The organism is Lactobacillus sp. 23-2, from assembly GCF_044902225.1.
GTDB lineage: Bacteria > Bacillota > Bacilli > Lactobacillales > Lactobacillaceae > Lactobacillus > Lactobacillus absianus.
In genome coordinates this window covers 42797-57071 of sequence record NZ_JAOQBX010000011.1, presented here as the reverse complement: position 1 = coordinate 57071, position 14275 = coordinate 42797, and the positions used below count along the sequence as shown (strand labels likewise).

The 14275-nt window shown below is 52.6% G+C and carries 13 protein-coding genes and 1 tRNA gene; 2 read left to right on the top strand and 12 right to left on the bottom strand.

Features of this window, described 5'->3' with window-relative positions; translation table 11 throughout:
• Positions 1 to 102 precede the first annotated feature (102 nt).
• The 4 genes from tpiA to OCH80_RS05815 form a co-directional block, all read right to left on the bottom strand.
• A complete protein-coding gene (tpiA, locus tag OCH80_RS05830) occupies positions 103 to 861 on the bottom strand; it encodes a triose-phosphate isomerase (RefSeq protein ID WP_154547542.1) in 759 nt (252 codons plus the stop codon).
• A 17-nt stretch (positions 862 to 878) separates the two neighbouring features.
• Entirely contained in the window at positions 879 to 2090 is a 1212-nt protein-coding gene (locus tag OCH80_RS05825; RefSeq protein WP_154547544.1) for a phosphoglycerate kinase, read from the bottom strand.
• Between the two features lie 100 nt (positions 2091 to 2190).
• The gene (gap, locus tag OCH80_RS05820) at positions 2191 to 3207 is read right to left on the bottom strand and encodes a type I glyceraldehyde-3-phosphate dehydrogenase (protein ID WP_154547546.1); all 1017 of its coding nucleotides are present in this window, start codon (positions 3205 to 3207) and stop codon (positions 2191 to 2193) included.
• 36 nt (positions 3208 to 3243) lie between these two features.
• On the bottom strand, positions 3244 to 4287 hold the full coding sequence (locus OCH80_RS05815) for a sugar-binding domain-containing protein (RefSeq protein WP_206987524.1): 1044 nt from the start codon (positions 4285 to 4287) through the stop codon (positions 3244 to 3246).
• A 297-nt stretch (positions 4288 to 4584) separates the two neighbouring features.
• Here OCH80_RS05815 and OCH80_RS05810 point away from each other — a divergent pair.
• A tRNA-Arg gene (locus OCH80_RS05810) sits at positions 4585 to 4656 on the top strand.
• A gap of 126 nt (positions 4657 to 4782) precedes the next feature.
• Here OCH80_RS05810 and OCH80_RS05805 read toward each other — a convergent pair.
• The 4 genes from OCH80_RS05805 to OCH80_RS05790 all read right to left on the bottom strand — a co-directional run bounded on the left by OCH80_RS05805 (position 4783) and on the right by OCH80_RS05790 (position 9311).
• On the bottom strand, positions 4783 to 5550 hold the full coding sequence (locus OCH80_RS05805) for an ABC transporter ATP-binding protein (RefSeq protein ID WP_404538823.1): 768 nt from the start codon (positions 5548 to 5550) through the stop codon (positions 4783 to 4785).
• On the bottom strand, positions 5543 to 6439 hold the full coding sequence (locus OCH80_RS05800) for an ABC transporter permease (protein ID WP_404538821.1): 897 nt from the start codon (positions 6437 to 6439) through the stop codon (positions 5543 to 5545). The genes OCH80_RS05805 and OCH80_RS05800 overlap by 8 nt, the downstream gene beginning before the upstream one ends.
• Positions 6436 to 7428 carry a tryptophan ABC transporter substrate-binding protein gene (trpX, locus tag OCH80_RS05795; protein ID WP_404538818.1) on the bottom strand — a complete coding sequence of 331 codons (993 nt, stop codon included), beginning with the start codon at positions 7426 to 7428 and terminating at the stop codon, positions 6436 to 6438. Before trpX ends, OCH80_RS05800 begins: the two co-directional genes overlap by 4 nt.
• A gap of 371 nt (positions 7429 to 7799) precedes the next feature.
• Positions 7800 to 9311: an SH3-like domain-containing protein gene (locus tag OCH80_RS05790; protein ID WP_404538815.1), complete on the bottom strand. Its 1512-nt coding sequence runs from the start codon at positions 9309 to 9311 to the stop codon at positions 7800 to 7802.
• A 207-nt stretch (positions 9312 to 9518) separates the two neighbouring features.
• On the opposite strand from OCH80_RS05790, the gene OCH80_RS05785 reads away from it, so the two are divergent.
• Complete coding sequence (locus OCH80_RS05785; protein ID WP_154547562.1) at positions 9519 to 10142, top strand: ATP-dependent Clp protease proteolytic subunit; 624 nt, start codon at positions 9519 to 9521, stop codon at positions 10140 to 10142.
• Between the two features lie 80 nt (positions 10143 to 10222).
• Here the strand turns inward: OCH80_RS05785 and whiA are convergent, their stop codons facing one another.
• The 4 genes from whiA to OCH80_RS05765 form a co-directional block, all read right to left on the bottom strand.
• Positions 10223 to 11155, bottom strand: coding sequence for a DNA-binding protein WhiA (gene whiA, locus OCH80_RS05780; protein ID WP_154547564.1), 933 nt, complete (start codon positions 11153 to 11155; stop codon positions 10223 to 10225).
• 23 nt (positions 11156 to 11178) lie between these two features.
• Positions 11179 to 12204, bottom strand: a complete 1026-nt coding sequence (yvcK, locus tag OCH80_RS05775; protein WP_154547566.1) for a uridine diphosphate-N-acetylglucosamine-binding protein YvcK — start codon at positions 12202 to 12204, stop codon at positions 11179 to 11181.
• A gap of 9 nt (positions 12205 to 12213) precedes the next feature.
• The gene (gene rapZ / locus OCH80_RS05770; protein ID WP_154547568.1) at positions 12214 to 13089 is read right to left on the bottom strand and encodes an RNase adapter RapZ; all 876 of its coding nucleotides are present in this window, start codon (positions 13087 to 13089) and stop codon (positions 12214 to 12216) included.
• A 68-nt stretch (positions 13090 to 13157) separates the two neighbouring features.
• A complete protein-coding gene (locus OCH80_RS05765; RefSeq protein WP_404538810.1) occupies positions 13158 to 14270 on the bottom strand; it encodes a P1 family peptidase in 1113 nt (370 codons plus the stop codon).
• Positions 14271 to 14275 lie beyond the last annotated feature (5 nt).

The window sequence follows — 14275 nt, the reverse complement described above, 5'->3', positions numbered from 1 at the left end:
GGCGATTCAACTCGGCATTGAAATGCCAAGTTTTCTCGCCCTCAACGTAATAAAAAGCCGCGTCCCTGAACGGGAGCGACTTTTTATGACAGTTATTCAAAATTAGTCTTGGTAGTTTACCAAAGCCAAGTATGAGTCTGGTACCAATGAAGCACCGCCGACCAAACCACCGTCGATGTCAGGCTTTGCCATCAATTCCTTAACGTTGGCTGGCTTTACAGAACCACCGTATTGGATGCGGACGTTTTCAGCAGTTTCTTCATTGTACAAGTCCTTAACAGTTTCACGGATAGTCTTGCACATGTCTTCAGCTTGGTCGCTTGAAGCAGTCTTGCCAGTACCGATTGCCCAGATTGGTTCGTAGGCAATTACGAGTGATGAAACTTGTTCAGCAGTCAAGCCTGCCAAAGCAGCCTTGATTTGGCCAACTACCCATTCAGCTTCCTTGCCGGCTTCACGGGTTTCCAATGATTCACCGCAGCAAATGATTGGAGTCATGCCATTAGCAAAAATAGCCTTAGCCTTCTTGTTAATGTCTTCGTCAGTTTCGTGGAAGTAGCCGCGACGTTCTGAGTGGCCAATAATTACGTATTGGATGCCCATTTCGTGCAGAACCTTTGGTGAAGTTTCACCAGTGAAGGCACCTTCGTCTTCGAAGTAGCAGTTTTCTGCACCGATGTGCAGGTTTGAGCCTTCAGCAGCCTTGCGCAAAGCGTCAAGGTCAACAGCTGGTGCACAGATCAATGATTCAACCTTTGATGGGTCTGGCAATTGGGCCTTAACTGCGTTAACGAATTCAACGGTTTGTTCTGGGTTGTTGTGCAGCTTCCAGTTACCAGCAATAATTGGGGTACGTGACATTTATAATTCCTCCTAAACTACTTGTCTGAAACGCAAGCGATACCTGGCAATTCCTTACCTTCAAGGTATTCAAGAGATGCGCCACCACCAGTTGAGATGTGAGTCAACTTAGGAGCGATCCCCAATTGCTTGGCAGCAGCAGTTGAGTCACCACCGCCGACAATAGTAGTCGCGTCTGGCAAGTCAGCCAAAGCACGGCCGACTTCCAAAGTCCCCTTGGCGAAGTTAGGCATTTCGAACACGCCCATTGGCCCGTTCCAAACAACAGTCTTGGCACCTTCAAGAGTCTTCTTGAAGAGTTCAACAGTCTTAGGACCGATGTCCAAGCCCATTTCGTTGTCAGGAATGTCGTCGCCAACGACTTCTGAAGCAGCATCGTTGTTGAATTCAGTTGCGGCTACGTTGTCGATTGGCAGAACCAGCTTGTCGCCAGCCTTTTCCAACAATTCCTTGGCAAATTCAACCTTGTCGTCTTCAACCAATGACTTGCCGATCTTGTGGCCTTGAGCCTTCAGGAAGGTGTAAGCCATACCACCACCGATGATGATGTGGTCAGCCTTAGGAATCAAGTTGGTGATCACGCCGATCTTGTCTGAAACCTTAGCACCACCCAAGATGGTTACGAATGGGTGAACTGGGTTGGCAACGGCGTTGCCCAAGAACTTGATTTCCTTTTCAAGCAGGAAGCCGGCAGCAGCAGGCTTGCCAGCAGCCTTCATGGCAGTAGCAATACCAACGTTTGAAGCGTGGCTTCTGTGAGCAGTACCGAAGGCGTCGTTTACGAAGACGTCGCCCAATGATGCCCAGTATTCGCCCAGCTTAGGGTCGTTCTTTGATTCGCGCTTGCCGAAGTCGTTGTCGATGTCTTGGAAACGGGTGTTTTCCAAAACAACTACGTCGCCGTCCTTCATGTTGTTGATGGCGTCTTCAACTTCCTTGCCTTCGTTTGAAGGTACGAAAGTTACTGGCTTGTCCAGCAATTCGCCCAAACGCTTGGCAACTGGAGCCAGGCTCAAGCTCTTCTTGTCTTCATCGCTCTTGACACGGCCAAGGTGTGACAGCAAGATTGCCTTGCCGCCGTGTTCGATGATGTACTTGATAGTTGGCAATGCGGCTACGATACGGTTGTCGTCACCAATCACGCCATCCTTAATTGGCACGTTGAAGTCAACGCGAACCAAAACCTTCTTGTCCTTAACGTCTACGTCAGAAACAATCAATTTAGCCATTGAAAAAATCTCCTAATATTTCATCGAAAAAAGGCGGAAGGAAGATATTTCCCTCCGCCTTCTTTCACACTACTAATTAAATTTAGTCTTTAACTTAAAATTAAAGAGTAGCAAAGTGCAACAAAGTACGAACCATTTGGCAAGTGAATGAGTATTCGTTGTCGTACCAAGCAACAGTCTTAACAAGTTGCTTGTCACCAGCGGTGATAACTTGGGTTTGAGTTGGGTCAAAGATTGAGCCAGCAGTCATACCAAGAACGTCGCTTGAAACGATTTCGTCATCGTTGTAAGCAAATGATGGGCTTTCGTACTTCTTCATAGCTGCGTTAACTTCTTCAGCAGTTACCTTCTTGTTCAAGATAGTAACAAGTTCAGTTTCTGAGCCATCTGGAACTGGAACACGTTGTGCGTGACCATCAAGCTTGCCGTTCAATTCTGGCAATACAAGGCCGATAGCCTTGGCAGCACCAGTTGAGTGAGGGATGATGTTTTCAGCAGCGGCACGTGCGTTACGGAAGTTAGCCTTACGGTCAGGACCATCCAAAACCTTTTGAGTAGCAGTGTAGGCGTGGATAGTAGTCATAGTACCAACTTCGATGCCGAATTCCTTGTTCAAAGCGTTAGCCATTGGAGCAAGTGAGTTAGTGGTGCATGAACCAGCTGAAACGATCTTGTCGTCAGCGTTCAAAGTGTCTTGGTTTACTGAGTAAACGATAGTCTTCAAGTCGTTGCCGGCTGGAGCTGAGATCAATACACGCTTAGCGCCTGCTTCAAGGTGGGCTTCTGACTTAGCCTTGCTAGTGTAGAAACCAGTACATTCAAGAACGAAGTCAACGCCGTCGTTCTTAACCCAAGGAATGTTCTTGGCGTCTGCTTCAGCGTAAACACGGTACTTCTTGCCGTCAACTACCAGTGAGTCTTCAGTAGCTGAAACTTCGTGGTCGAAAGTGCCATGGGTAGTGTCGTACTTCAACAGGTGAGCCAACATAGCTGGAGTAGTCAAGTCGTTAATAGCAACAACTTCGATGTCCTTTGAAGCTTCGCCCAAGTCCATAATACGACGGAAAGCCAAACGACCAATACGGCCGAAACCGTTAATACCAATCTTAACTGTCATATTCGTAAGTCCTCCTTAAGAACTATAAACAACATTTTATTTTAAGCGGGTTTTCCCGTTTAAAATCAGATTTGAGGCTGCCTCATCAGTAATTAGCCAGGTCTGATGAGGAGCATTGCGCATATATGCTTGAATGGCCTCAGCCTTGCGGGCTCCCATGGCCACCGCGATAATATGCGGGACATTCGTTAATGTTTCGAACTGCAAACCAACCTGTCTGATTCGTTCGACTACGTGTCCTTCGTCATCGAAGAAACATCCAAAGCATTCGGTGACTGCCTTGCTCTCGCGCAACTTAGCCAAAGCCAAGGGGCCGTACCCCCGCCGTCTAGCCATTTCATCGGCTAAGCCAATGCCATGGATGACGACGTCGCTTTGCGAGATGTCTTGTAGCACTTCGCTGATCTCCGGATCATGAAGCAAGGAGCGGTAGGCATCCTTGGGAACCTGTTCCGGCAAGAAAAGCGATTCATAATTGCCGCCGGTAGCACGGGCCATCTCTTGGACGATGGCGTTGCTTTCCGTGTTGACTCTGCCGCCAAGAGCACCGCGGCCGGGAACGAATTTGATTTTCCGGTTTTCGCTCAATGACGGGGTCAGCTTCTTGGCGACCTTGGCAATCGTCTTGCCGCCCATGACCGTCACAATGCAGTCAGCCAGGGGCAAGAGCAGGTTCAGGGCTGAGTTCAGCTCCTCGCCTGCCAGGTCATAGACCCGGCCTTGCAGATCAGAGTCGCCCGCGACAATGATTGTCCGGTCGATTTCAAGTTTCTCGGCCAGCTTCACTTCTGCTTGGCTGGCATTAAAAAGTCGATCAACAATCTGTGCTGCGTCTTTTACGACGCTTTCTCCCTTCTCCGTGAGGACCATCCCGTAATTATGAATTTCGATCAGGCCCAATTTCCGCAGATTCTCAGTCTCGGTACGAATATTGCGTTCGCTTAAGCCGAGCCTGATTGCCACATTCCGCCGACCAATCGGGGCATGCAGGCTGATCTGCTCCAGGATCAGGTATCTTTGCCGAAAGATCTTTAAAGCATCAGGAACAAGCAGTTCGAGCAAGGATAAATCCGTGTTCAAAGTAACCATCCTTCTAGTGGGACGCATGTCGACCATAGTGTTGACGTTTTGTGTCCCACATTGCTTAAAAATATAAGAGAAACAAGACTTTCGCTTAAATCTCCATTTCTCTCTCGACACTCCCTAGTATAGCAGAATTTATTTTGTATGCAAGCTTTTTGAACGACTTTGCCATTTCCTAAAAAGCCTTTACAAAAAGTTAAAATTGCAAAAACTAAGTCTTAATTTTTGCGGACTTTCTAAATTTAGCTCTTCCCAATTTAAAATTGTTTGTTATAATAGATTAGGTAATCGGATGGACCCTTAGTGTAATGGATCGCACGCAAGATTCCGGTTCTTGAAATCTGGGTTCGACTCCCAGGGGGTCCATAAGGACTTAAAGCCGCTGCTGACCTGTAGCGGCTTTTTTTATTCATTTTTTTATCAAATAGCAAAGGAAGAAGCAGGCAGCGCGCTGCCTGCTTCTTCCTTTTTTGTCTGCTTTATTTTTGCCTGCTATTCAAAGAATTTGGCTAAGTCACTCAGGGTCAGCTTGGCCTTGTCCACTCCCCGGAAATCCCGGATGACCTGTCCGTCCTCCAGCACGAGCAAGCGGTTGCCGTATTTTAAGGCGTCCTCCATGTGGTGGGTGATCATCACGGCCGTGATTTGCTCTTGGCGAATGCTGGCGTCCGTAGCTTCCAGCAGCTTCCGGCTGGATCTTGGGTCCAAGGCCGCCGTGTGCTCATCGAGCAAAAGCAGGTCTGGCCGTTTATAAGTCGCCATCACGAAGCTCAAGGCCTGGCGCTGGCCGCCAGAGAGCTGGTCAACGGCCACGTCCAGCTTGTCTTCCAGGCCGTTGTTGATTGCCGCCAGCGCTTTGGCAAAAGCCGCCCTTTGTGCCTTCAGCTTCCGCAATTTCAACGGCCGCCGCTCTCCCCGCTTGGCGGCCAACAGCAGATTTTCCGCGACCGTCATCCGCGGCGCGGTGCCTAATTTGGGATCCTGAAAGACTCGGGCGATGAAGCGGCTCCGTTTTTCTTCGCTCTCTTTGCTGATGTCCTTTCCTTTATAGAAGATCTTCCCCTTGGACGGGCTGACTTCCCCCGCCAAGACGTTCAACAGCGTGCTCTTGCCCGCCCCGTTGCCGCCAAGCAGGCAGATAAAGTCCCCTTCCCTGATCTCCAGGTTGATCCCTTTCAGGATCTTGGCTTCATCCGCCGTGCCAGGGTTGACGGTCGTTTCAATATTTTCCAGTTTGATTAAGGTTGCTTCGCTAGTCATTTTTCATGTCTCCTAACAGGGTCTTTTTCAAATGCAGCTGCTGTTCAGCTTGCGGGAGCATCATGCAGAGCGCCAAGACGAGCGCGGAAATCAGGTTCAGGTTGTCTGAAGACAAGCCGATCTGCAGCACCGCCAGCAGGATCAGCCGGTAGATGATGGAGCCCAAGGTTACGGCAAACAGGCGGCTGCCCAGGTCCAGGTTTCTGAAGATGACCTCGCTGATGATGATTGAGGCCAGCGCGATGACGATCGTCCCGATCCCCATGTTGACGTCGGCATAGCCATTGCTTTGCGCCACGACGGCCCCGCACAGGCCGACCAGACCGTTTGACAGCATCAAGCCGACAATGGTCATTTGATTGACGTGGATCCCCAAAGACTTGGCCATTTGCGGATTGTCGCCAGTCGCGATGAAGGATTGGCCAAAGTCGGTGTACAAGAACCAGATCAGCAGGCCCGTAACCAGCAGCATGATCAAAGTTCCGGCAAATACCGAGTCAAAGTACTGGGGCAAGGATTTCAGGAAAGCATTGGCAAAAATCGTGCTTTTGCCCAAAAGGGACACGTTGGACTTGCCCATGACCATCAAGTCCACTGAATAGATCCCGGTCATGGTCAAAATCCCGGCCAGCAGGCTGGGGATCTTCCCCTTCGTGATCAGCAGGGCCGTAACCAGGCCAGCCAAGCTTCCGGCGATAAAGGCCGCCAAAGTCGCCAGCCATGGGCTGGCCCCCTTGACGATCAGGCTGACGGCCACGGATGCCCCCAGCGGGAAGGTTCCTTCCACTGTCATGTCAGTCGTGTTCATAATGCGAAAGCTCAGGTACAAGCCCAAGCCGAGCAGGCCCCATAAGAAGCCCTGGCCAATAGCGGAGACAATCAAGTTCATTTGTAAATCGTTCCTTTCTGCTTTGCTTCTTGGTAAAAGTCCTTTGGCACCGTAAGCCCCAATTTCTTGGCCGCTTTCAGGTTCAAGACCGGCGTGCCGTGCTTAAGGTAGCGGACCGGCATGTTGGCCGGCTTCTTGCCCTTCAGGATCTGGACCACCATCTTGGCCCCCTCAACGCCCAGCTGGTACTGGTCCACGCTGTAGGTGGCCACCCCGCCTTCTTTGACCATGGTATCCACGGCTGGAAAAACCGGCTTTTTGGCCGCGTTGGCGTTCTTGACCAAAGTCTGCATGGCCCCGGCAATCGTGTTGTCGGTCGGCACGATTACCGCGTCGACCTGAGTCAGCATCTGCTGGGAGACTTGGTTTAAGTCATTGGAATTGGCAATGGAATAGGCCTTCAGGCTCAGCTTCAGCTTCTTGCATTCAGCCACGATCTGCCGGTAGCCAGCCACGGCCGACGCGTCGCTTGACGTATAGATCACGCCTAAGGTCTTGAGTCTGGGCATGAAGCGCTGGATCAGCCGCAGCTGCTCATGAATCGGGGCCTGGTCGGAGATCCCGGTAATGTTGCCGCCCGGGTGCTCATTGTTCTTGACCAGGTTGGCGGACCGGGGATCCGTCACCGCCCCTAAGACGATCGGCGTCTGCTTGGTCGCGTTGGCCAAGGCCTGAGAGGACGGCGTCGTGATTCCGAAGAGGACCTTTGAGCCGCCATTGACCAGCTTTTCCGCCATGGTCTTCAGGTTGCTCTGGTCGTTGTTGGCATTTTGGTAGACAATTTTGATTTTCTTGCCGTCCCGGTAGCCCTCCTTGGCCAATTCCGCCTTGAAGCCTTTGTAGATGGCATCAAGGGCCGGGTGGCGCATCAGGGTCAAGACCCCGATCTTGACCTGACCCTGCTTGACTCGCGCCGGCTTGGACTCAAGGCCAAAGGCCACAGCCAGGAAAACGAACAGGATGGCAAAAGCTGCTCCCACTTTTTTCATCGTAGATAATCCTTTCTTGCTTTCGCCCGCCAGCTGGCAGGCAATAATCTGACTAACAGAACAAGAACACGCAAGCAATAAAAAACAGGAATCCCAGAGTCGGAATTCCTGTTTCTTGGTCAAACAAAAATCCGGACGCGTTCTTATTCATAACGCTATCCGGATTCTTTAAGAACTTGTTCTTAAGCACGTTCAGATAGCGGTTCACGCAAAATGCCTGATTGAACCGCTGTCTGAAAATGCGAGTCAATCAGCTATCTGAATTGCCACCAGGCTTGTGTCGTGCTTAATCTAAAGTTCATCGTTCTTTACCTCTTGCTTAATTTGCTTAAATTGTACTGAAAGCCTTTGTGGCTGTCAAGCGCCAATTTCTACCATTTTCCGGAAAGAATTTCCCCGCGTTGGGCCAATTGGGCATAGAAGGTGTTGCCTGAGTAGGCCAGGCCTTCGATTTCCCGGTTGGTGACGTGCTTCCAAGTCTTTTGGTAGGTCCCGTCAGCCTTCACCTTGAAGATCATGTTGTTGAAGGCCACATAGAAGTTGCCATTGCCGTAAGTGAAGCCCTGAACCGGGGACTTGCCGGCAACCTGCTTGACGAAATTGCCCTTGGTCCCGGTAACCTTGACCACCTTCCAGGCATTGTCCACCAGCTTCAGAGTCCAATATTCATACCAGCCGCGGCCATTGTGGAACAAGCCGTACATGGTGTCGTCGCCGCTGAAGGTCGCGTTGTGGAAGTAGCGCGGCGTGCCGCTGGCCGTCTTGATTCTGATGGTCCACATTTTGTTGATCTGCAGGTCGCTGCGGCGGATCTGCAGAATTTCCTCGGCATTGTCGCCATTATTGATCTTGTTGTAGTTGGCCAGAACATAGATGTAGTTCTTGCTTACCCCAATTGACTGCCCATGGCCCAGCTTCATGTATGGGCTGACTTTGATGTTGGCACAGTAGTTTCTAAAAGTGCCAAAATTCAGCCGCTTGTACAGGTAGGCTGCTGGTGCCAGGTATTGCACCGTGTACTTGTTCAGCTTCGGCAGGTTGAAGGCCACCAAGTTGCCCTTGGCATTCTTGACGTCAGAAGCACCGGAATTGCGGTACCAAGTGCTGTAGGCCCAGCCGCCGTTCACGCCTAATCCTTCTTCAACTGGCCCGACCTGCTGCCAGCCGCTCCCGGCCAGGCTCAGGTTGCGCGGCTCCCACAAGCTGGTGCGCAGGGTCAAGCCGCCGCTGGTCCAGCTGTTGCTGGTCGTTTCCGGCGCGTAGCGGTGAGCCGGGTTCCACTTGGCTGAGGTCCCCTTGTGCTTGCCGGTGCTTGCTGCTTCCTTTGGCCCCTTCATCAGCTTAAAGTCGCCTTGATCATAAGAAGCCGGCACGGCACTATTAGGGTTGCTGGACCAGTGCACGTTGACCGTCTTCTTGAGCTTGCCATAGCTGTAAGTCAGCTTGCCCTTCTTGTAGCTGGCCTTGACCGCGCCGGAGTCAGTGACTACTGTCCCGTGGCTGTCGGCCACGTAGTTCAAAGCATCCTTGTAGTTGAAGTTGTTGTCGCCCTTGACGCGGTAAACGTCACTGGCGGCTGAGATCTTGTTGCGGGTAAACCAGCTTTCCTTGACCCAGCCGACTGGCCGGCCGTTGACATAAATATAGTCGTAAACGCCGGACTTGGTCTTCTTTGACGCGGTCGCTTGGATCTTGCTGTACTTAAAGGCAGAAGTCGTCGTAACCTTTTTTGAGGCCCCCTTGGCTGATACCTTGGCATAGATGTTCACGGTCTTGGTCCCTGGCGCCTTGGTGACCGTCGCGGCAGATGCCTTTGCCGGCAGCCCCAATGACAAAAGAGCCAGCGCGCTGAGCGAAGCAGCGCATAACAACGTCTTCTTCATTTTTTCTTCCCTTCCAATATTACACAAATTGCTGCATCTATAAACTAATTGGCGCATCGGAAAAAGTCCTTTTCCACCAGATCCAATTTCATTATAGCACTCGCGAATCTGAAAAAATGGCCAAAAATGATCGCAAAGACTTGTTCAATTTGAGCCTCTTTGTTTGACAGCCGCTGGCGAGAGTGTTTTAATTAGCACTGTATTCAAATGAGTGCTAATCAACTTACTAGGAGGAAAACTATGTTAGTACCTACTGTTATTGAACAAACAGCCCGCGGCGAACGTGCCTACGACATTTACTCCCGCCTGCTGAAAGACAGAATCATCATGCTCAGCGGTGAAGTCAACGACCAAATGGCCAACTCCATCATCGCCCAGCTGCTCTTCCTTGACGCGCAAGACAACACCAAAGACATCTACATGTACATCAACTCACCAGGCGGCGTGATCACCTCCGGGATGGCCATCGTGGACACCATGAACTTCATCAAGTCTCCGGTTTCCACCATCGCCACTGGGATGGCGGCTTCCATGGCTTCCATCATCCTGGCTGAAGGCGAAAAGGGCAAGCGCTTTGCCCTGCCACACGCCACGGTCTTGATCCACCAGCCACTGGGCGGGGCCCAAGGGCAGGCAACCGAAATCCAAATCGCGGCTGAAGAAATCCTGAAGACCCGCAAGATGATCAATGAACTTTTGGCCAAGGACTCTGGTCAAGACATCGAAACCATCAAGCGCGACACTGAGCGCGACCACTACATGACCGCGCAAGAAGCCAAGGACTACGGCCTGATCGATGACATCATGGTCAACCAAAACAGCGACAAGTAAGCCTTAAGCAATTAATCAGCACAATAACCGAAAAACGACTGGAACCTTGCGTTCCAGTCGTTTTTTGTGTCGCTAGCGGCTTATCTAAGATTTTCCGCGATCTCATGGATCTTCTTGAGCCGGTGGTTGACCCCGGACTTGGAGATGGGGCCATCCGGCACCTGCTCAGCCAGCTCCTTCAGGGACAATTCCGGGTGCTGCAGGCGGAACCTGGCCAGGCTGGCCAGCTTGTCCGGCAGACTGTCGATTCCCCGCTTCTCCTCGATGAATTCGATGTCTTCCACCTGCTTGGCAGCCGCGTTGGCCGTCTTCTTCAGGTTGGCCGTGTCGCAGTTGACCAGGCGGTTGACGGAGTTGCGCATGTCGCGCATGATCCGCAGGTCCTCAAAGGCCAGCATGGCATTGACTGCCCCGACCACGTGGAGGAAGTCGCCAATTTTTTCCGCTTCCTTCAAGTAGACGATGGAGCCGCTGCGGCGGGCCGTGACCTTGGCGTTCAAGTCAAAGTACTTGTTCATGATCTCCTGCAGGTCGCGGCAGTGGTTGGCGTAAGTGCAGTAGATTTCCAGGTGGTAGCGGCTGGTTTCGGGATTGTTGACGCTCCCGCTGGCCAAAAAGGCCCCCCGCAGGTAGGACATGGACCGCTGCTCGGAATTCTTGATCTTGTCCGGAATCCCGGTCACGAAGCCCTTTTCCGGGGTGAAGATCTCCAAGTCGGCAATGATCTCCGGCACCTCTTTGGCTACCCGGACCAAGTACTGGTGATTCTTCTTCAGCTTCATCTTCCGGGTCACGATCAATTGCGGCTCAAAGCCGTAGGCAATCTTGATCAGGGAAAAAATCCGCCGCGCAATGGCAGGATTCTCAGTCACGATATCCAGGCTCATCTGCCCGTCATGCCGGCTCAAGACCGCGTTCATTCGCAAGAAGGCCGCCAGTTCCGCCTTGGCATGCTCGGGGTGGACTTCAATGGAAGTCAGTTCTTTCTTTACATCACTGGCATAGCTTGCCATGGACCAACCTGCTTTCTATTGCATTACTTTCTCTTAAACATTTCCTGCAAGGCGATGTTGATGATCTCGCCGGCGACCTTGTCGCCATCATGGAAGACCAGCCCGTTTCTCTGGTCGGTAAAATCATCCATGATAACGCGGCAGTGCTGGGCCCGCAAGCCCTCAAAGTCGTTCTTCACTGGCAGGAGGTACTCGTCATAGTCTTCGGGATGGAACTTCGTCATATCGATCGGCGCCCCGTTGACCAGGGCCGTATCGATGTAGTCCCCGCCCAGGTGCTGGTTGATCACGCGCACGTGGTCGGCATCGGAGAAGCCAACGGTTTCTCCGGCCTGGGTCATGATGTTGCAGATGTAGATTACCTGGGCCCGGGTCTTTCTGACCGCTTCACCCAAGTTGGGGATCATCAGGTTGGGCAGAATCGACGTGAACAAGGAGCCTGGCCCCAAGACGATGGCATCCGCCCCCATCACGGCATCAATTACGGGCTGCATGGCGCTTGGCTCATCGCTGGAATTGGTGTTGGTTACCCAGACCCGCTTGATCTGCTTGTGCATGCCAGTAATTTCCGTTTCACCGGCTTGCGTCGTGGCATCCATGAATTCCGCGTTCAGGGTCAAAGGCTCATTGGAAGCTGGGTAGACGTGCCCGTCCACCTTCATCATCCCCGAAAGGCTTTGAATGGCGTCAAAAATGTTCCCCCGCATTTCACTCAAGGCGGCAATAATCAAGTTCCCGATTGAGTGGCCTGAGAAAAAGGCATCATTTGACTCAAAACGGTACTGGAAGATGGCCTTCTCCTCTTCCGACAAATCGCTCAGAGAGACCAAGACGTTGCGCATGTCGCCAGGCGGCACGACGTTGATATAATTGCGGATCACGCCAGATGAGCCGCCGTCGTCTGAAACGGTGACGATCGCCGTGATTTCCGCGTTTTGCTTCTTTAAGGCATTCAAGATCACCGGCAAGCCGGTCCCGCCGCCAATCACGACTACGCGGGGGCGCCGGCGCTTGATGATGCGAATGATTTTGTTTTCACCAACAGGCATCTGCATTTCCTACTTTCTGATGTAACGGCTGATTTCCCGGTGGGTAATGTCAACTGGGTAGTCCTTGGACAGATCCCGGGCCAGCTGCTGGGCAATGGAGACGCTCCGGTGCTGGCCGCCCGTGCAGCCAATAGCAATGGTCAATTTCTCCTTGCCCTCGGCAATATAGCCGGGGATCGCCGTCTGCAACAGGTCTAAGAACTTCTTGTAGAAGACCTTGGTTTCATCCTTGTCCATGACATAGTTGAAGACCCGCTTGTCCAAGCCGGTAAATGGCCGCAGTTCTGGGATATAGAAGGGATTTGGCAGAAAGCGGACGTCCATCACGATATCAGCATCGATTGGCATCCCGTACTTAAAGCCAAAAGACATGACTTCAATCCCAAAGGTTTGGTCATGTGATTCGCCAAATTTATCCTGGAGCCGCTGCTTGAGCTCCTTGGGCTTCATCTTGGAAGTGTCCATGATGTAGTTGGCCCGGTTTTTGACCGGCATCAGGGCCAGGCGCTCGTCCTGGATCCCGTCCAGCAGCCGGCCGTTCTTGGCCAGAGGCGGCAGGCGCCGGGTTTCCTTGTAGCGGGCAACCAGAGTGTCGTCTGAGGCATCAAGGAAGACGATGATGGCTTGGGTATCGCCGCTGTCTTCCAGGGAATTGATCTCATCGATCAGGTCCTTGTAGAAGGACTTGACCCGCAGATCGATCACGACGGCGACCTTGTTGAAGTCTTCTGAGTTGTTGATCAAGTCCCAGAAGTTGCCAAGCAGCTCGGGCGGCAGATTGTCGACCACAAAGTAGCCGATATCTTCCAAAGAGTGCATGGCGACGGTCTTGCCGGCCCCGCTCATCCCCGTGAGGATCAATAATTGTTTCTTTTGTTTATTCATAGCGAATCTTGCTTCCTCCTGACGATAAATTATAGCACACCGGGTGTTTCTTTTCCCTTAAGATAGTCTTAATCTTGCAGCTGCTCGGTTAAAAAGTCCCGCAAGGCGTAAACCGTATTGCCGCGGATGCCAGCCAGGGTCTGGGCGTGGAGCAGGGCGCTGATGACCGCTTCTTCCACGGCCTCAGCGCCGGCGGCAAAAACGTCATCCAGCTGGCTGTCAGGCAAGGCAGCAATGGACACAGGATCTTTGGCGTAATGGCTGATCCGGCTGGCCGTTGAAAAAGCCAGGGCGATGTCGCCGGACCCGTCGCCAATATAAGAGCCGGTCCGGGCCAGCCCGACCGCGGCCCGTCTGGCCAAGCGGCCCAGCTGGCGGCTGGACAGCGGCAGGTCGCAGGCAATGACCATCACGATCGAGCCCTGGTCCTTTTGCTGCCAGTAGCGGGCATAGCGGGGATTCTGCTCAGCTTTGGCCCGGGCAATTACTGCCTCCTTGGTCTCTTCGCCCACGAAACGGTCCCCGATCCGCAGGTTGCCCAGAACCCCGAAGTTGCTGGAGACCAGGACCCCAAGATGGTAGTCCGCTTGGCCCAGGCTTAAGACTCTTGACGCGGACCCAATGCCGCCCTTGAAGCCCAGGCAGCACATGCCCGTTCCCGCGCCGACGGCCCCTTCAGCGAAATCAGCTGGGCCGCTTTCGGCTGCCCTCAAAGCCGCCAAGGCGTCGGCCTCGGTTACTGCCGCGGCGCGGATATCGTTCAAGTCGCCGTCATTGCATTCCATCACGACCGGGTTGACCGTGCCCGTCTTGATGCCGATGTCTGGATTCCGCGCCAGCATGTAGCGGGTCAAGGCATTCCAGCAGGTGCCCACGGCAAAAGTATTGGTCAGCAAAATCGGCGTCTCCAAAGTTCCCAGTTCCTGAACCTGGACCAGGCCGGTCGTCTTGCCAAAGCCGTTGAGCACCTGGCCGCTGGCCAGGAGCTTGTCCTGAAAGACGTTGCCTTGGGCCGGGATGATGGCCGTGACCCCCGTATGCAGGTTCCTTGCTGGATCATTCAGGGTGACCTGACCCACCTTGACCCCAGGCACGTCAGTGATCTTGTTCAGCTTCCCCGCCTTAAAGCGGGCGTGCAGGCTTAAGCCGTATTTTTCTAATTGACTGGCATCAACACCCATGACAG

Excerpts from the sequence above, each read along its gene's own strand:
- tpiA (WP_154547542.1), bottom strand. The coding sequence starts at position 861 with ATGTCACGTACCCCAATTATTGCTGGTAACTGGAAGCTGCACAACAAC.
- OCH80_RS05825 (WP_154547544.1), bottom strand. The coding sequence starts at position 2,090 with ATGGCTAAATTGATTGTTTCTGACGTAGACGTTAAGGACAAGAAGGTT.
- gap (WP_154547546.1), bottom strand. The coding sequence starts at position 3,207 with ATGACAGTTAAGATTGGTATTAACGGTTTCGGCCGTATTGGTCGTTTG.
- OCH80_RS05805 (WP_404538823.1), bottom strand. The coding sequence starts at position 5,550 with ATGACTAGCGAAGCAACCTTAATCAAACTGGAAAATATTGAAACGACC.
- OCH80_RS05800 (WP_404538821.1), bottom strand. The coding sequence starts at position 6,439 with ATGAACTTGATTGTCTCCGCTATTGGCCAGGGCTTCTTATGGGGCCTG.
- trpX (WP_404538818.1), bottom strand. The coding sequence starts at position 7,428 with ATGAAAAAAGTGGGAGCAGCTTTTGCCATCCTGTTCGTTTTCCTGGCT.
- OCH80_RS05790 (WP_404538815.1), bottom strand. The coding sequence starts at position 9,311 with ATGAAGAAGACGTTGTTATGCGCTGCTTCGCTCAGCGCGCTGGCTCTT.
- OCH80_RS05785 (WP_154547562.1), top strand. The coding sequence starts at position 9,519 with ATGAGTGCTAATCAACTTACTAGGAGGAAAACTATGTTAGTACCTACT.
- whiA (WP_154547564.1), bottom strand. The coding sequence starts at position 11,155 with ATGGCAAGCTATGCCAGTGATGTAAAGAAAGAACTGACTTCCATTGAA.
- yvcK (WP_154547566.1), bottom strand. The coding sequence starts at position 12,204 with ATGCCTGTTGGTGAAAACAAAATCATTCGCATCATCAAGCGCCGGCGC.
- rapZ (WP_154547568.1), bottom strand. The coding sequence starts at position 13,089 with ATGAATAAACAAAAGAAACAATTATTGATCCTCACGGGGATGAGCGGG.
- OCH80_RS05765 (WP_404538810.1), bottom strand. The coding sequence starts at position 14,270 with ATGGGTGTTGATGCCAGTCAATTAGAAAAATACGGCTTAAGCCTGCAC.